We start from the raw sequence: 17,385 nt of genomic DNA on the forward strand, positions 1-17,385 counted from the left end.
TCTCCTGTGTCGCGTTCGTACGGGGGTGTGGTCGCCGTCAGTCGGCCGTCGAGGCTCCGAACAGGGCCCCGGTCGCGGGCAGGCCCATGGTGGCCGAACCGAACGAGAAGGAGCCGCTCGCCGTGACGCCGGCGGAGGTGGCGGAGAGGATCCACGCGGAACCGTTGCCCGCGTTCTCGGCCGCGTCGCCGACGACCAGGCCGTCCTTCTTGTCACCGTTGCCGTCGACCAGGGCGGTCTCCGCGCCGAAACGGTCCGCCTTCTCGGCGGTGCCCGGTACCCCGGCGGTGTTCTGGCTGAACGACTTGTAGCCGCTCGCGGTCAGCCCGTTCGCGCTGCCCCGCAGCACCAGCACGGTGCCCGCGTCGGTGATGCCGTCGAAGTCCTCCCCGGGCAGCCCGGTCGCCACGTCGAGGTAGCCGTCGCCATTGGTGTCGCCGATCGACAGACCCGAGCCCATGCCGTCGTGGTACTCGCCGGCGCCCGGCACTCCGGGGCTGTCCTGGTTGATCCACACCGGCTTGCGGGTGGTGGAGGCGCCACCGGGGCCGCCGTACACGACGATCAACGCGCCGCCCTTGGTGGGGAGTTCGACATCGCTGTCGTAGCCGTCGGCGGAGTGGCCGACGACGATGTCGCCGTAGCCGTCCTTGTTCAGGTCACCGATCTCGATGTCCTCGCCACCGATGATGCGGCCCTGTCCGTCCTTCAGCACGCCCTTGTCGGTGAAGCCGTCGGGCCCGCCGACGAGCAGCGACACCGCGCGGGAGTCGGACTCCTCGGTGGAGGTGCTGCCGACGGCCAGGTCGGCGATGCCGTCGCCGGTCACGTCACCGGCCGCGATCAGCCTGAAGAAGCTCATGTTGTCCGGGTCGACGGTGAAGCGCCTGCTGCCCGCCGATTCGCCACCGCGGGTGAACGGGCCGCGCAGCACGCTGCCGTCACCCTGGGCCGAGTCGTCGCCGTAAGGGTCGCCCATCATGGTCACATCGGGGTTCTTGTCCCCGTCGACGTCGGCCACGGCGAAGGCGCCCAGGCTGGTGGCCGGGATGCCCTGAAGGATGGTCGGCTCGGCCGAAAGACCCTTGGGGCCACCCCAGTTGACGACGACGAAGCGCCCCTCGTAGCCGCTCACCGGGCTCGACCGCATGGTCGACAGCAGGTCGGCGTAGCCGTCGCGGTCCAGGTCGGCGCTCTGGAGCCCGGAGCCGTACTCCGTCCGCGCCGGCGTCACTCCCGCCCGGCTCGACCAGGTCAGCACCTGCTTGCGCGAGGTCGCCGGGCCGCTGGACGAGCCGTACAGCACGCTGACGGCGCCGGCCTTCGTCTGCTTGCCGAGAGCGGTGCCCGGCGCGCCGATCGCCACGTCGGGATACCCGTCGCCGTTGAAGTCGTCGTGCAGCCGCTTGCTGCTCGGCGCCGGGGTCGTCGCCTCCGTGGCGGCGTTGACGGCGGGGACCACCAGCGCACCGGCGACGAGCGCGACGCCGGTGGCGAGCACCAGGCGTCTGCGGCGGGACGGGAGGGTGCGGCGGCGGGAAGGCGAGGGCACGGCAACTCCGGCGGTCGGAAAGGCGGTTGGAGCGCGTGACGAGGTTCAAGATCCTCATCCACGACGCCCAGTACGACTCACCGACCCACCGGGTGGTTGCCCTCGGATACCCCGGGAATTTTCCCGCCGTTCACCGATTCGGCCAGTGCCGGGGGGCGGGCACGACGACGCCGGGGTGCCTCTCGGCACCCCGGCGTCGTCGAATACGGCTGTCTAGAACGGCTCGAAGTCGTCGTACTCCCGCGACGCCTCGTCCCGTTCGGCGTCCTTGTCACGCCTGCGCTGTGCGGCGGGTCGCGGTGCCTCGAAGCGGTGGTCCTCACCGCGGCGCCCGAGCATCTCGGCACCGGACATCATCGTCGGCTCCCAGTCGAAGACGACCGCGTTGTCCTCGGGGCCGATGGCCACGCCGTCGCCGGCACGGGCACCCGCCTTCATCAGCTCCTCCTCGACACCGAGGCGGTTGAGCCGGTCGGCGAGGTAGCCCACCGCCTCGTCGTTGTTGAAGTCGGTCTGGCGGACCCAGCGCTCGGGCTTCTCGCCCCGCACCCGGAACAGCGGCTCCCCGCCGGACTCCTCGGGCGTCACGGTGAACCCGGCGTCGTCGACGGCCTTGGGCCGGATCACGATCCGCGTCGCCTCTTCCTTCGGCTTCGCGGCCCGCGCGCCCGCCACCAGCTCGGCCAGCGCGAACGACAGCTCCTTCAGACCCATGTGCGCCACCGCCGACACCTCGAAGACGCGGTAACCGCGGGCCTCCAGGTCCGGCCGCACCATCTCGGCGAGGTCCTTGCCGTCCGGCACGTCGATCTTGTTCATGACGACGATCCGCGGCCGGTTGTCGAGCCCGCCGTACTCCCGCAGCTCCGCCTCGATGATGTCCAGGTCGGAGACGGGGTCACGGTCGGACTCCAGCGTCGCGGTGTCCAGGACGTGCACCAGCACGCTGCACCGCTCGACGTGCCGCAGGAACTCCAGGCCCAGGCCCTTGCCCTGGCTGGCGCCCGGGATGAGCCCCGGGACGTCGGCGATGGTGTACACGGTCGAACCGGCCGTCACCACACCGAGGTTGGGCACGAGGGTCGTGAAGGGGTAGTCCGCGATCTTCGGCTTGGCGGCGCTCAGCACGGAGATCAGCGAGGACTTGCCGGCGCTCGGGTACCCCACCAGGGCCACGTCGGCGACCGTCTTCAGCTCCAGGACGATGTCCTGGAGGTCCCCGGGCTCGCCGAGCAGCGCGAATCCCGGCGCCTTGCGCCGGGCCGAGGCCAGCGCGGCGTTGCCGAGACCGCCCCGGCCGCCCTGCGCGGCGACGTACGACGTGCCGTGGCCGATCAGGTCGGCGAGGACGTTGCCCGCCTTGTCCAGCACCACCGTGCCGTCCGGCACCGGCAGCACCAGGTCCTGCCCGTCCTTGCCCGACCGGTTGCCGCCCTCGCCGGGCTTGCCGTTGGTGGCCTTGCGGTGCGGGGAGTGGTGGTACTCGAGCAGCGTCGTGATCGACTGGTCGACGGTGAGGATGACGTCACCGCCACGCCCGCCGTTGCCGCCGTCGGGCCCGCCGAGCGGCTTGAACTTCTCACGGTGGACGGAGGCACAGCCGTGGCCTCCGCTACCCGCGGCGACGTGCAGCTCGACGCGGTCCACGAAGGTGGTCATGGTAGGTGCCTCCAGCACTGCGAAAACGTACGTGTATGTCTCTGCTGTAACACGCGAAAGGCGGACCCGCCTTCCCGCACGGGAAGTGAGGTCCGCCTCGCGAAACGTTCGGTCTGAGCCGTTAAGTCAGAAGACTCAGGCGACCGGAACGATGTTCACGACCTTGCGGCCACGGTGCGTGCCGAACTGCACCGAACCGGCCTGCAGCGCGAACAGCGTGTCGTCGCCGCCACGGCCGACGCCCGCGCCCGGGTGGAAGTGGGTGCCGCGCTGGCGGACCAGGATCTCACCCGCGTTGACGACCTGACCGCCGAAACGCTTCACGCCGAGGCGCTGAGCGTTGGAGTCACGACCGTTACGGGTGGACGATGCGCCCTTCTTGTGTGCCATCTCTCCTCAGTCCCTTACTTCGCAGCCGCGGGGATCTCAGTGACCTTGATCGCCGTGTACTGCTGGCGGTGGCCCTGACGACGGCGGTAGCCGGTCTTGTTCTTGTAGCGAAGGATGTCGATCTTGACGCCCTTGTGGTGGTCCACGACCTCGGCCTGGACCTTGATGCCGGCCAGGACCCACGGGTCGCTGGTCACAGCGTCGCCGTCGACAACGAGCAGGGTCGAGAGCTCGACCGTGTCGCCAACCTTGGCAGTGGAAATCTTGTCAACCTCAACGATGTCGCCGACAGCAACCTTGTGCTGGCGACCACCGCTGCGCACGATGGCGTACACGCGGATCTCACTCTCTCGCTCGGGAACGGCACCCCCGCAGTCCAGCCGCCCGGCACGCGGACAGCCTCTCCAGGACACCCAGTGCTCCGGAGGAAGAGGTTTACGGGGATGTGGCGTGCCTATATCCACGGACACGCCGACGGTCAAGGTTACGGGGCCGTGGCCGAGGGGGTCAAACCGGGCCGGGCCCCAGACGAGTGCGGCCGGTCACAGGGACCGGCCGCACCACACGTCAGTCGTCGTGTGTCACTCGTCGGTGGCGGCGGAGACCGTGGTCTTCTTCGCCGTCGCCTTGGCCGCGGCCGTCTTGGCGGTCTTCGCCGCCTTCTTGGCCGTCGCCTTCTTGGCGACCGTCTTCTTGGCCGCGGTCTTCTTGGTGGCGGCCTTCTTCGCCGTCGCCTTCTTGGCCGTCTTGCGGGCCGTCTTCTTGGCCGGAGCGGCCTCCTCGACGCCCTCCTCCGCGGCCGGGGCCTGCGCCTCGGCAGCGGGCTCGGCCGGTGCCTCGCCCGCCGGGACGACCAGGACGGCCGCCTCGTCGGACGCGCTCGGCGCGGTGGCCTTGCGCACGGCACGGCGGCGCGGACGGGCCGGGGCGGCGCTCTCGGCGACCGGCTCGGCGGCGGCCTCCTCGGCCGGGGTCTGCGCGACCGGCTCGGCGGCGGCCGTCTCGGCGACCGTCACGACGGCGGCCTCGGCCCCCGCGGGCGACCCGGCGGGCGCGGACACCTTGCGGGTGGCGCGACGCCGCGTACGGCCCTTGGGTGCGGCCTCCTCGGCGGCCGGGGCCTCGGTCTGCACGACCGCGTCCTCGACTGCCGCGGGCTCGGCCTTGACGTCCGCGGCCGGCTCGGGCCGGACCGGGCGCTCGATCTCCTCGGCGACGGTCACGTCCTGAGCGGTGGGGACCGCCTCGGCCTTCCTCGGCGCGCCTGCCGGAGCCGACACCCGCCGGCCCCCGCGGCGCCGCGAACGACCGCCACGGCCCGCCGCGGCCTCCGCCTCGGCGACGCTGCTGTACAGCTCCTCGTCGGGCGCGAACTCCGGCTCGGGCAGCGCGGCCGGCTCGGCGGCCTCTGCCGCGACCTCTGCCTCGGTCTCCGCCTCCTCCTCGGCCGTCTCGGCCGGCTCGGTGGCGACGGACGCCTCGTGGACATGCTCGGGACCGGCACCGGCCCGCGCGCGCTTCTTGCGCTTGCCACCGCCACCGCCGGCGGCCGTCGGCTGCTCCATGTGCACGATGACGCCGCGGCCGTTGCAGTGCACGCAGGTCTCGGAGAAGGACTCGAGCAGGCCCTGGCCGACCCGCTTGCGGGTCATCTGGACCAGGCCCAGCGAAGTCACCTCGGCGACCTGGTGCTTGGTCCGGTCCCGGCCCAGGCACTCCAACAGGCGCCGCAGCACCAGGTCCCGGTTGGACTCCAGCACCATGTCGATGAAGTCGATCACGATGATGCCGCCGAGGTCGCGCAGCCGCAGCTGGCGGACGATCTCCTCGGCCGCCTCCAGGTTGTTCCTGGTGACGGTCTCCTCGAGGTTGCCGCCCTGACCGGTGAACTTGCCGGTGTTGACGTCGACGACGACCATCGCCTCGGTCCGGTCGATCACCAGCGAACCGCCGCTGGGCAGCCAGACCTTGCGGTCCAGCGCCTTGGCGAGCTGCTCGTCGATCCGGTACGTGGCGAAGACGTCGACCTCGGAGGTCCACTTCGAGAGCCGCTCGGCCAGATCCGGGGCGACGTGCGAGACGTAGCCGTGGATCGTCGACCAGGCGTCGTCACCGCTGACGACGACCTTGGAGAAGTCCTCGTTGAAGATGTCGCGGACGACCCGGACGGTCATGTCCGGCTCGCCGTACAGCAGCGTCGGGGCGTTGCCGTTCTTGGCCTTCTTCTGGATCTCCTCCCACTGCGCCTGGAGGCGCTCGACGTCGCGGCGCAGCTCGTCCTCGCTCGCGCCCTCGGCGGCGGTGCGCACGATGACGCCCGCGTCCTCGGGGACGATCTTCTTGAGGATGGTCTTCAGCCGGGCCCGCTCGGTGTCGGGCAGCTTGCGGCTGATGCCGGTCATCGAGCCCTCGGGGACGTACACGAGGTAGCGGCCCGGCAGGGAGACCTGGCTGGTCAGACGGGCGCCCTTGTGGCCGATCGGGTCCTTCGTCACCTGAACGAGGACCGACTGGCCGGACTTCAGGGCGGACTCGATACGGCGCGGGCCGTTGGCCATGCCCAGCGCCTCGAAGTTGACCTCACCGGCGTAGAGCACGGCGTTGCGGCCCTTGCCGATGTCGATGAAGGCGGCCTCCATCGACGGCAGCACGTTCTGGACCTTGCCCAGGTAGACGTTGCCGACGTACGAGGTCGACTGCTCCTTGTTGACGTAGTGCTCGACGAGCACGTTGTCCTCGAGGACGCCGATCTGCGTACGGTCGCCGTGCTGGCGGACCACCATCACGCGCTCGACCGCCTCGCGGCGGGCCAGGAACTCGGCCTCGGTGATGATCGGCACCCGGCGGCGGCCCTGCTCACGGCCTTCGCGGCGGCGCTGCTTCTTGGCCTCCAGACGGGTGGAGCCCTTGATGGACTGCACCTCGTCGGACGGCTCGGCACCCCTTTCCCGCGGGGGACGGGGCTCGCGGACCTTGACGACGGTGCGCTCGGGGTCGCCGTCACCGGGCTCGTTGTCGGCGGAGGAGTCACCTGCGCGACGGCGACGGCGCCGACGGCGACGGCTGGAGGAGCTGGACCCGGAGCCGTCGTCGCGGCCGTCCTCGGCGTCCTCTTCCTCCTGCTCGGCGGTGTCCTCGGCGTCCTGCTCAGCCTGCGCCGCGGCGGGCTCGTCGGTGTCGTCGCCCTCGGCGTCCGACTCCGCGCTCTCGCCGCGACGGCGGCGACGGCCGCCACGCCGGCGGCGGCGACGGGACCCGGTCTCCTCGGTCTCCTCGCCGTCGGCGATGTCCTCGGCGCCCTCTTCGGCTTCCTCGGTCTCGTCCTCGGCGGTGGTCTCCGCGACCTGGGTCTCGGTCTCCTCGGCGAATCCGCCGCTGCGGCGCCGGCGACGGCGCCTGGACGCGCCGGCCTGCTCCTCCGGGAACTCCTCGACGTCCTCGGTCTCCGCCTCCGCGGCGGCAGCCTGGGCGGCGCGCTCGGGCGTCTGGAACTGGGGCTCGGTGAACACGGGCGCCTGGAACACGGCCACGGAGGGCCGCGCCCGGCGCGGTGCGTCCTCGGTGTCCTGCTCGGACTGCTCGGCCTTGGCGGCGGCACGGGCGGGCTCGGCGAACCCGGCGGCGGCGCGACGGACGACGCGGCGCCGGCGACGGGGGCCGGCCTCCTCACCGCTCTCGGCGGGGGCCTCCTCGGCAGCGGTCTCGGGGACCTCGGGGGTCTCCGCCGTCACCGGCTTCTCGGTGGACTCGGGCGTCTCGACGGGGGCCTCCTCGGTCACGCGCCGGGTGGCACGGCGACGCGTGCGACGCGGCGCGGCCTCCTCGGCGGCCTCCACGGGCTCGGTGGTCTCGACAGCGGCGGGGGTCTCGGGCGCCTCCGTCTCGGCGGCGGCCTCGGCGTCGTCCGGAGCACCGACGGGCGCGGACACCCGGCGGGTGGCACGGCGGCGGGTGCGACGCGGAGCGGCCTCATCGGCCACCTCGGCGGCGGCCACCTCGGCGGCGGGCGCCTCGACAGCGGCGGTGGTCTCAGTGGCGGCAGGGGCCTCGGCGGCAGCGGGCTCGGCCGCCTCGACGGGCGCGGGGGCACCGGCGGGTGCCGACGCGCGGCGCACGGCACGGCGACGCGTACGGGGCGCGGGCGCCTCGGTGCTCTCCGCGGCGGCGGCCGGGGTCGCTTCCTCGGTGACCGGCGCGGCGGCCGTCACGGGAACGACGGTCTCGGCGGCTTCGGCGGCCTCGGGCGCCCCGGCGGGCGCGGAGGCACGGCGTACGGCACGGCGGCGCGGACGACCGCTGGGTGCGGCCTCCGTCGTCTCCTCGGCCTGCTGGGTCTCTTCGTCCTCGGTGGCCTCGGGAGTCACCTCGGCCTCGACGGCCTCGATGTTCTCATCGGGCTTCTCGGCCTCTTCGGTCACGGCCGCGACATCGGCTGCCTCAGCGACCGGTATGGCCGGCTCGACAACCTCCGCGGGCTGCGCCTCGGTGGCGGCCACGGGCGGTCCCGCCGGGCGGGACGCCGCACGACGCCGGCGGCGCGGCGGCAGGGTGTCGCTGGGAGTGTTCAGTTCGGAACCCTCGGTGGGTTCGGTCGGTTCGAGCATGCGGGCGTTTCTCCCGTCAGGCTCCCGGGCGCCGCGCCTGGTCCGGCGGCATGCCGGTGACGTCCGCGGCTCGCGCGGTGCGCGACTGCCGCCGTCCGGGGCGCGGGCGCCGCACGGGAGCTCTCTGTGTCCTGTCTCGCCGGTTCCGTACGCCTCATGCGTACGGCCTGGCGAAAGTCTTCTGGTCGGTGCGCTGCCCGACCCAGGTGGCTCCCGAGTACGAGGGCTGCGCTTCGACGTACGTCCCTGCGCGGAACCTTCCTTACGCCGGCGCCGGCGCGGCGGCAGCGGGCTCGGCCTCGGTTGGGGCCGTCGCTGCCTCGCGGTCGGGCGCGAGCGGGTCGGTCACCGTGCCTGTCTCTTCATCGAACAGCCCCTGCGCCAGCCTGGTCACCGCTGCGGGGACCGGCGGCGCCAGGTCGGCCACGGCGCGGAGACCGGACAGGACGTCGTCGGGTCGTACGGCAGGCGTCACGTGCCGAACAACCAGCCGCAGTATCGCACAGGGCTGGTCGGTCGGCCTATCAGCCTGGGAACTGTGCGTTTCTGTTGTGTCCGACGCGCCTGACGCGGCTGCTGCTTCTTTCGCGTCCGTCGCGTCGGTGCTTTCCAGTTCGACGACCGCGGGGCGGGCGTCGAAGGTACGCACGCCGTTCTTGGTCATGCGCTGGACCTCGACGGATTCGGCGGCGTCGAAGGCGGCGACCGCTCGCGCGGCGTCGGCCGGGTCCACACCGTCGAGCCGCAGCTCCCAGACGGACGCCGTGAGCCGGTCGGCGAGCCCGGAGACCCGGGCCTCGACCGCGTCCACGATGTCGAGCCCGGTGGGCAGCGACTCGTCGAGGAGCACTCTCAGCTGCTCCGGATCACGCGCCTCGGTGAGGGCGATCTCCAGATACTCCGCCTCACTGCCCGTGCCGGTGGGTGCGGCATTGGCGTACGACACCTTCGGATGCGGCGTGAACCCCGCCGAGTACGCCATCGGCACCTCGGCACGGCGCAGCGCACGCTCGAAGGCGCGCTGGAAGTCACGGTGGCTGGTGAACCGGAGGCGGCCGCGCTTGGTGTAGCGCAGTCGGATGCGCTGCACCGCGGGTGCGGGCGGCGGGCCTTCGGGCTGTCGCTTGCCCAGTGTCGTTCAGTCCTTCGTGAGAGCGGTCGTACTGCTACCAAGAGTACGTGTCTCGCGGCCCCGCGGTTCCCGCGCGGGCACGGCTTCACGCTCCCGGGACTCCCCGAACAGCATCCGCCGGAAGTCGGCGCGCGCCTGCCGTGCGGACTCCCGGGCGGTGGCGAGGGCCTGCCGGGTGGCCCGGCCCACGCTGCGCGCCGCCTCGGCGACGGGCCGCAGCACCGCGTCCCGCACGACATGCCCGACGGGCGTGAGCACCGTGCGGTACACCCAGCGCACCGGCTCGACGAAGGTCCACCGGAAGACGTTCGCGAGGAACCGGCCGACGGCGAGCGAGATGTGGCCGGCGATCCGCCAGGCGTGACCGAGGGCGTCCCAGATCTCCGTGCCGACGACGGCGAGCACCCGGCCGACGGGGGTGAGGACCCACCGGTACAGGCCCAGCGCGGGCAGCACGAGCAGCACGCGCACGATCCAGTACAGGGCGATGCCGATGCCGGTGACGACGGTGCTCACGAGCCACGCGACGCCCTTCGCGCACCAGGCGACGGCATGGCCGACCGGTGTGAGGACCCACTCGTACAGCCACAGGGCGGGTACGACGAGGAGGTACCGCGCCAGCCAGGCCCCGGCGCCGAACACCCCGAGGCCGATGGCGGCGAGCACCGCGCCGAGCCCCTTGAGGACCCACAGGACGGCGTGCCCGATGGGCGTGAGCACGCGCGCGTACAGCCATGTCAGCCCCGCGCCGATCCCGCGCGCGACCCACGCGCAGGCGTGCCCGACGGGAGTCAGCACGTACCGGTAGAGCCACACCAGGGGTATGACGAAGAGCACGTTCCCCAGCCAGGCGAGGCCCTTGGCGACCGGCACGACGACGTACCGCCACAGCGCCACGAACGGCCACACGAAGACCGCCCGGCCGAGCCACAGCAGCGCCCGGCCCACCGGCCGGAGCACCGTGTCGTTCAGGAAGCGCCCGGCGACGACGAGGGCGTCCCACGCCATCCGCACCGGCACGACGAGCACGAGCACGACGATCCGCACGGGCACCCGGATCGCGACGGCAAGACACCCCTCGGGCGCCTGGTGCTGCTGCTGCCGAGCCGGTGGCTTCTCAAGGTCCATATCCGTCTAGACGCCGGAGCCGCCTGTCCGGATCCCATTGCACCCCACAACTATTTCGGGCTCGGACACGCCGGAGACAACACCCGGCCCGGAGCCGGGCGTTCGCGTTTGCGGGATGTCCGGAGGGGGTGAAGAGTGGAGGGGAGAGGCCCGGGTCGGCCAACAGTTGATGCGGTACCGCGCACAGCGCATCGGGAACCATCATGGCCAGAACCACTCGCCGATACGTCCTTCACGGGGTCAACGCGTCTCTCCTGGCTGCGGCACTCGCACTGCCGGCCGGTGTGACGAGCGCGGTGGCGGCGCAGCAGGCGCCCGACGCGGGCAGGCCCGAGGCCCTCATACAGACGCCACCACCGCCACCACCACCGCCCCCGCCCTCGCCTACCCCGACGACAACGTCTCCGCCGGCTCCTCCACCGCCGCCCGAGCCCGAGCCCCCACCGCCCAAGCCGCCGCCGCCCGATGACCCGCCGTCCAGTGACGAGGAAGAGGAGCAGGAGCAACAGCAAGAACAAGAACAGGAGCAGGAGCAGGAGCAAGAACAGGAGCAAGAACAGCAACAGCAACAGGAAGAGAAGGAGAAGACGAAGGAGCCGCCGTCGGAGCAGACGCAAGCGGTTGAAGAGGTGACGACGACGCTCAGCGCGAAGCGCGAGGACGTACCCAGGGAGCTGACGGCGTCCGTCGACACAGTGACCGCCACGCTCCGGGCGTCCGAATCCCCGGACACCACACCGCAGGACCGGGGAGCGGTCACCGACAGCGCGAAGGAACTGGCCTCGGCGCTGGAGGTCATCAGCGACGACAGCACGCCGGCCGAGGTGCGGGAACAACTGACCGTGCTCGTGAAGCAGGTGACCGCCACTCTGGAGGCCGGCCAGGCTCCGGACGTGCCTCCCGAGGACCGTTCGCGGCTCTTCCTGGTGGTGAAGCGGACGACTGCCGCGTTCGGCCTGGTCGCCGATGCTGAGACGCCCCAGGGCGTGCGCGAGCCGACGGTGGCGGCGATCAAGGACACGAACGAAGCGGAGGAACAGGACAAAGGGAGGGACGAGACGGGCGTGACGACAAGTTCCTCACTGGGTCTTGTCAGTGACCGGCATATACCCGAGAAGCAGCGGCAGAGGCTCGCGGAGATCACTGCGGAGGTCAGCCGGCTGATGAAACGGGCGACCGACCCCGCGGCATCGCCGGAGGAACGGGCCGAAGCTCGGCGGGAGATGAAGGACCGGACCTCCCGGATGAAGGACGAGCAGGAGGAAGCCGCCTCGGCTCAGGAACCGCCGGACTCTCCGCTCGGGGAGGCCGCCGAAGTGTGCACCAACGCCGTGTTCGAGGCCGTTTCGCAGCGGGACCTCTCGAAGGGTCTGGAAGCCGTGACGCCCCCGGCTTGGGACAGCACCGGGGTCAAGGACTTCTGGAAGGCCAGCGACAAGGGAAACGACGTGCTCGACGTCCGCGCCCAGTTGGAGAACGACGAGCACACCCACGCCCCCTTCGAGGTCGCGCCGCTCATCACCGGGCTCGCAGAGATCGTCGAGGGGAAGGACCTGATCGGGAAGCTCGGCGGAAAGCCGGCCGCACACTGCCGACAGACGGCCGTGTACCTACAGGAGGAAGGCATCACGACGGGGAGCTGGCTGCCGAGCGACGAGGGATAGGCCCCTCGTCACACACCGGCGGACTTCAGCAGTTCCGCCATGGACACCTCCGCGTCGGCCCGAATGCTCGCGGCCCCGTACCTGTCCAACTCCGTTCGCTCTTCCCGCAGGTCGCCCTTTGTCTCCCAGTAACGAAGCGAGGAGATGGAGGAAGCGGGCCGGACGCCCGGCGACCAACTCGTCGTCACGAACCGTGGTTTGCGTGTCACGTTGATGAGGTTGTTGTTGTGCCGGACGCGCCCGCTGTAGATGATCTGTTGTCCGCACAGCACCCACGGGCAGTAATAGCGCTTGTCGCTTTCGTGCCACGTGTAGTGCGCCTCACTGAACTCGTCCACATCGAGCTTTCCCCGGTCCTTTCTCATGTAGGAGATCTGCACATTGACGCTGACCGTGTCGTAGTGCGCTTCTCTGGGAAGCTGAAAGACGCGCCTGGTCGAGAACTCCTGCCCGACTTCCAGCCACTTGCCGGCGCCGTAGACGTGATTGCTGCTGATCGTGGTCTTCCTGAGATCACCGATGTAGAGCTCGGCCTCCCCCAGCGTGTTTCCCAACTCCCCGGCGGTCTCTCGCCACTCCTCCACCAATTCCGCGTCCCTGGGCACTTTGGAGTATGCGGCGGCCCTGCCGCGGACCGTGTAGATGTCATTGATGACATAGACGGGAATTCCGCCGGTGTTCTTCACGGAGAACGTCAGTGGCACATGGACGAACGGCAGCTCCCGATCCGCCCGTGCCGCCCCGAAATCAGCCTTCAGGGTGAGGTGCATGGGGGCCGCCGTCGGTTGGTACATGGTCGAGTAGGCCAGGCTGACACCGGTCAGGAGCGCGGTGGCCACCACACCGGCCGCGAATCTCTTGGGCCACGGGGCGCCTTTCCAGCATTTCGCCCGCACCAGAACGGCGAGCGCCCACACCGACCAGGACCAAAGGGGCAGGAACATCAGCAGGTAGGGCGTGTACTCCATCTCTTCGAGCCACATGAAGAGCAGGAGACTGGATGTGGCCAGCGCGATGAGCACCCCGACCAGCACGACAGCCCCGGAGATCCTGAACTGACGTCTCCCCCAGTAGTCGAGCACGGTCACCGCGGCCAGGCCCTGCACAAGGCCCGTCAGCACGAAGAGCACGCCGGTCATCCGTTGCGCGAAGGTGAGCGCCCCGGACGCGTCCGGCCATCCGACGGCCGCGCTGAGCACCATGGACGCCAGCAGTCCGGCCATCATCAGCACGAGCGTCGCGTGTCTTCGCCAGGGGTGGTCCGGCCATGTGCCGCTGTCGCCGCCGCGCCAGCAAATGGAGGTCGTGTCCTCCAGGTCCGTATCCTCCGGAAAGCCGTGACGGCGGAGAATCCTGCGCAGCTCCCCCACCGACCAGGCGCTGCCCGCCGTCTCACCGCCAACGGTCACCCGGCGAAAACCACGACTGTCCGGTGCCTCGACGACGACCCATGGGCGGATGCTCATGCCACCAGGCTCGGACGCGGCCCACCCGGGCGCACCCGGGGCTCCCCCGTTCGGCAGCCCTACGGCGTCACGTCCGCGGGGCCCCGGCGTCGTACCAGGAACTTGCCGAGCTCCCACAGCGCGAGCAGGGCGAGCGGTGGGATCAGGGTCCAGGCGAACTCGCGCAGCTCCAGTTCCGTCGTGCCGAGCAGGCGGTTGAAGCCGTCCATCTGGGTCACCATGATCGCGAGGACGAACTCGACGAGCATGGCCCAGTTCATCTGCTTGCTGTCGAAGCTGGCGGTGGTGAGCACGGTGTCCGTCTCGCTGCGGCACTCCAGCGCGGCCACGATCAGGCAGAGCGCGAAGGACGTGAACGCCATCGACTGGCCGACCTTCACGCTGTCGAAGTGGGACTCGCCCAGCTGGATCATGGAGAGCAGGCCGATGGTGATGGCCAGCCCGGACAGCCCGACCGTGATCATCACGCTCTTCGTCAGGACCGGTTCGCCGCGCGGGCGCGGCCGGCGCTCCATCAGCCCCGGGCTCTGTCGGTCGAAGCCGAGCGCGAAGCCGAAGGCCGCGTTGACAAAGAAGTGGATCCACAGCACCTGCGGCGGGGTGAAGGGTTCACCGGAGGCGATGTTGAACAGGGTCGCGCCGAGGAAGGTCAGCACGAACACGACTAGCAGCACGAGCACGAAGCGGATGTACTTGGTGAGGTTGTCGTAGATCTTGCGGCCCTGCTCGACGGCGTAGACGATCGTCGCGAAGTTGTCGTCGGCCAGCACCATGCGTCCGGCGTTCTTGGCGACGTCCGTGCCGGATCCCATGGCGATCCCGACGTCGGCGGCCTTGATGGCCGGGGCGTCGTTGACGCCGTCGCCGGTCATGGCCACCACATGGCCCTTCTTCTTCAGCGTGTCGGCGAGCAGCACCTTGTGCTCGGGGGCGACCCGGCCGACCACGCCGATGTCGTCGATCCGGGCGAGCCGCTCGTTCTCCGGCAGGGCGGCGAACTCCGCGCCGAGGACGGCCTCGCCCTCGATCCCGAGCTGCCGTGCGATGGCGGCACCCGTGACGACGTCGTCGCCGGTCACCATCCGCACCCGGATATGGGCGGACTGGGCGTCGGCCACCGCGGTCCGCGACTCCTCGCGCGGCGGGTCGACCATGCCGACGAGGCTGGTCATCTCCAGGTCTGTGACGTATCCGAGAAGGTCCCCGTCCGGGTCGAACGTCGCGGGGTCGAGGTCGCGCCGCGCGGCTGCCATCACGCGCAGGCCCTCGCCTCCCATGCGTTCGATGTGCTCCTGGGCCCGCCCGCGAGCCTCGTCGTTCCACGGGACGGCCCCGCCCTGCGCCAGCGCGGTGGCCGCCCGGCCCGTCACGGCGGGCGCGGCGCCCTTCACGAAGCACCGCACCACGGGCCGGCCCGCCGCGTCCGTGGCCGAGTTGAAGGTGGCCATCAGCTTGTACGAGGGGTCGAAGGGCAGCGTCGCCAGCCTTGGGAACCGTTCCCTGGTGGCGTCGATGTCCAGGCCGGCCTTGTGGCCGAGCACCAGCAGGGCGCCCTCGGTGGGATCGCCGACGACCCGGCCGTCCACGAGCTTCGCGTCACAGGCGACCAGGTAGGGCAGGATCGCGTCCTCGATGTCCGGCGCGCTGCCGACGGCGTGGTGAATCCTGCCGGCCAGGCCGTACCCGGTGCCGGAGACGGTGTAGCGGTCGCCCGGGTCGAGCACCTCCACGACCGTCATCTGGTTCATGGTGAGCGTGCCGGTCTTGTCGGAGTTGATGGCCGAGGTGAACCCCAGCGACTCCACCGACGGCAGGTCCTTCACGATCGCCTCGCGCCGGGCGAGATCGATCCCGCCGATCGAGAGGATGGTCTGCGTGACGGTGGGCAGGGCCTCCGGGATGGCGGCGATGGCCAGGGACACGGCGCTCACGAACAGCGCGTCCCACGCCTCGTCGCGGCTGCGTCCGAGCACGAACATCACGATCATCGTCAGTCCGGCCGCACCCGTGATCCACAGGGTGAGCCGGTCCAGCTCCCGGGTCAGCGGGGATGCCTCGCGCGGCGTCGCCGAGAGCATTCCGGAGATACGGCCGAGCTCCGTGCCCGCCCCCGTGCCCGTGACCAGCACCGTCGCGCTGCCGTGGGTGACGGGCGTGTTCATGAACGCCATGTTCGTCCGGTCCCCCGGCCCCAGGTCGTCGCCGGTCAGCGGGCCGGAGTCCTTGGCGGCGGGCACGCTCTCGCCGGTCAGCGCCGACTCGTCGATCTGGAGGGCGTTGGCCTCGACGATGCGGCCGTCGGCCGGTACCTCGTCCCCGGCGGCGACGAGCACGACGTCGCCGACGACGACCTCCTCCGCCGGGATCTCGGACTCGGCACCGTCCCTGCGCACTCGGGCGGTCGCCTTCATCATCGACTTGAGGGCGTTCATGGCGCTCTCCGCCTTGCCCTCCTGCCGCATGCCGACCACCGCGTTGAGGACGGTCAGCACCAGCAGCAGCACCCCGGTGCTCCACTCCTTGATCACCAGGGAGACCACGGCGGCGGCCACCAGGACCAGCTGCATATAGCTGCGGTACTGCGCGAGATAGCGCTTCCAGCCGGGCAGCGGCTTCTCCTCGGGCAGCGCGTTCGGACCGTGCGTCCGCAGCAGCTCCGCCGCTCGCGCCGAGGACAGTCCCGTGGCCGGATCGACTTCGAGCGCGACGGCGACGTCCGGCGCCGACAGCCGGTACCACTCCCGGCCCTGCTCGGCCTGCCCGTCCGGGGCGTCCGTGAGTGCGGTCATGACGCCTGCTTGCCCTTCTCGCCTCTGCCCTTCTTGCCCTTCTTGCCCTTCTTGCCTCCGGTGGCCGACTCCGCGTACGGGTCGGGCGAGGCACCCTCCGGGGCCTGGTTCTCCAGCTCACGTCTGACCTTGGCCAGGTCGCGGCGGGTCCGGTTGCTGACGCGCGGATACTGCGGGTCGATGTCCATCAGGGTGTGCGCCAGCACCCCCGCGGCGCACAGCCGCGCGAACCACTTGTGGTCGGCCGGGATGACGTACCAGGGCGCCCATTCCGTGCTGGTGGCGGACAGCATCTGCGAGAACGCCCGCTGGTAGTCGTCCCACCGGGCCCGTTCACGGACGTCGGCCGCCGAGAACTTCCAGTTCCGCTCGGGGACGTCGATGCGCTTGAGGAAGCGGATGCGCTGTTCCTCCTTCGACAGGTTCAGGAACAGCTTGACGACCTTGAAGCCGTTGTCGGTGAGATAGCGCTCCCAGTCGTTGATCTCGCGGTAGCGCCGCTCCCACACGTCGGGGCCGCGTGCCGCCTCCGGCAGTTTCTGCCGGGCGAGGTTCTCCGGGTGCACCCGCACCACCAGGACCTCCTCGTAGTGCGACCGGTTGAAGATCCCGATCTCGCCGCGCCGGGGCAGGCGGGAGGCGTAGCGCCACAGGTAGTCGTGGTCGAGTTCCTCGGTGGAGGGCACCTTGAAGGACGACACGCTCACGCCCTGCGGATTGACGCCGCTCATGACGTGCCGGATGGTGCCGTCCTTGCCGCCGGCGTCGAGCGCCTGGAGGCAGACCAGCACCCCGTAGGTGTCCTGGGCGGCCAGCCGCCGCTGGTAGTCCGCGAGCAGCTCGATGCCGCTCTGCAGGAGCTGCACGCCTTCCTTCTTCTTCCGGACGCCCGCCTTGAAGCCCGGATCGAAGTCCTTCCCCAGTCGCACCTTCGTGCCGGGCTCGACCCGCAAGGGCTCGATGAAGTCCGCTATACGTGCGGCCCTGTCGTCGCCCATCGC

At 70.8% G+C, this 17,385-nt stretch carries 11 protein-coding genes; 1 reads left to right on the forward strand and 10 read right to left on the reverse strand.

Features of this window, described 5'->3' with window-relative positions; genetic code table 11:
• Positions 1–37: 37 nt before the first annotated feature.
• From PGH47_RS14490 to PGH47_RS14520, 7 genes are all read right to left on the reverse strand, one after another.
• Positions 38–1,552, reverse strand: a complete 1,515-nt coding sequence (locus PGH47_RS14490; protein ID WP_271663779.1) for an FG-GAP repeat domain-containing protein — start codon at positions 1,550–1,552, stop codon at positions 38–40.
• A gap of 213 nt (positions 1,553–1,765) precedes the next feature.
• Positions 1,766–3,211: a GTPase ObgE gene (obgE, locus tag PGH47_RS14495; protein WP_271663780.1), complete on the reverse strand. Its 1,446-nt coding sequence runs from the start codon at positions 3,209–3,211 to the stop codon at positions 1,766–1,768.
• A 135-nt stretch (positions 3,212–3,346) separates the two neighbouring features.
• On the reverse strand, positions 3,347–3,601 hold the full coding sequence (gene rpmA, locus PGH47_RS14500; protein WP_010041940.1) for a 50S ribosomal protein L27: 255 nt from the start codon (positions 3,599–3,601) through the stop codon (positions 3,347–3,349).
• Between the two features lie 14 nt (positions 3,602–3,615).
• Entirely contained in the window at positions 3,616–3,936 is a 321-nt protein-coding gene (rplU, locus tag PGH47_RS14505; RefSeq protein WP_007381993.1) for a 50S ribosomal protein L21, read from the reverse strand.
• A gap of 246 nt (positions 3,937–4,182) precedes the next feature.
• Positions 4,183–8,205 carry an Rne/Rng family ribonuclease gene (locus PGH47_RS14510; protein ID WP_271663781.1) on the reverse strand — a complete coding sequence of 1,341 codons (4,023 nt, stop codon included), beginning with the start codon at positions 8,203–8,205 and terminating at the stop codon, positions 4,183–4,185.
• Positions 8,206–8,467: 262 nt separating this feature from the next.
• A complete protein-coding gene (locus tag PGH47_RS14515) occupies positions 8,468–9,295 on the reverse strand; it encodes a TIGR03936 family radical SAM-associated protein (RefSeq protein WP_271663782.1) in 828 nt (275 codons plus the stop codon).
• A 48-nt stretch (positions 9,296–9,343) separates the two neighbouring features.
• A complete protein-coding gene (locus tag PGH47_RS14520) occupies positions 9,344–10,465 on the reverse strand; it encodes a hypothetical protein (protein ID WP_271663783.1) in 1,122 nt (373 codons plus the stop codon).
• A 296-nt stretch (positions 10,466–10,761) separates the two neighbouring features.
• Between PGH47_RS14520 and PGH47_RS14525 the strand changes: the two genes are divergently transcribed.
• Positions 10,762–12,129, forward strand: coding sequence for a hypothetical protein (locus tag PGH47_RS14525; protein ID WP_271663784.1), 1,368 nt, complete (start codon positions 10,762–10,764; stop codon positions 12,127–12,129).
• A gap of 8 nt (positions 12,130–12,137) precedes the next feature.
• On the opposite strand, the gene PGH47_RS14530 is transcribed toward PGH47_RS14525, so the two are convergent.
• The 3 genes from PGH47_RS14530 to PGH47_RS14540 are packed head-to-tail and all read right to left on the reverse strand — an operon-like array spanning position 12,138 to position 17,382.
• Positions 12,138–13,595 (reverse strand): hypothetical protein, encoded by a 1,458-nt coding sequence (locus PGH47_RS14530; RefSeq protein WP_271663785.1) that lies wholly within the window; start codon positions 13,593–13,595, stop codon positions 12,138–12,140.
• Positions 13,596–13,654: 59 nt separating this feature from the next.
• Positions 13,655–16,384 (reverse strand): cation-translocating P-type ATPase, encoded by a 2,730-nt coding sequence (locus tag PGH47_RS14535; RefSeq protein ID WP_271663786.1) that lies wholly within the window; start codon positions 16,382–16,384, stop codon positions 13,655–13,657.
• Positions 16,381–17,382: a polyphosphate kinase 2 family protein gene (locus PGH47_RS14540; protein WP_271663787.1), complete on the reverse strand. Its 1,002-nt coding sequence runs from the start codon at positions 17,380–17,382 to the stop codon at positions 16,381–16,383. The genes PGH47_RS14535 and PGH47_RS14540 overlap by 4 nt, the downstream gene beginning before the upstream one ends.
• Positions 17,383–17,385: the final 3 nt, after the last annotated feature.

Origin of the sequence: Streptomyces sp. HUAS 31 (genome assembly GCF_028198125.1) — a bacterium.
Taxonomy (GTDB): Bacteria; Actinomycetota; Actinomycetes; order Streptomycetales; family Streptomycetaceae; genus Streptomyces; species Streptomyces chartreusis.

Coding starts and splice junctions, on each gene's coding strand:
- PGH47_RS14520 (WP_271663783.1), bottom strand. CDS start 10,465: ATGGACCTTGAGAAGCCACCGGCTCGGCAGCAGCAGCACCAGGCGCCC.
- PGH47_RS14510 (WP_271663781.1), bottom strand. CDS start 8,205: ATGCTCGAACCGACCGAACCCACCGAGGGTTCCGAACTGAACACTCCC.
- rpmA (WP_010041940.1), bottom strand. CDS start 3,601: ATGGCACACAAGAAGGGCGCATCGTCCACCCGTAACGGTCGTGACTCC.
- PGH47_RS14530 (WP_271663785.1), bottom strand. CDS start 13,595: ATGAGCATCCGCCCATGGGTCGTCGTCGAGGCACCGGACAGTCGTGGT.
- PGH47_RS14540 (WP_271663787.1), bottom strand. CDS start 17,382: ATGGGCGACGACAGGGCCGCACGTATAGCGGACTTCATCGAGCCCTTG.
- obgE (WP_271663780.1), bottom strand. CDS start 3,211: ATGACCACCTTCGTGGACCGCGTCGAGCTGCACGTCGCCGCGGGTAGC.
- PGH47_RS14535 (WP_271663786.1), bottom strand. CDS start 16,384: ATGACCGCACTCACGGACGCCCCGGACGGGCAGGCCGAGCAGGGCCGG.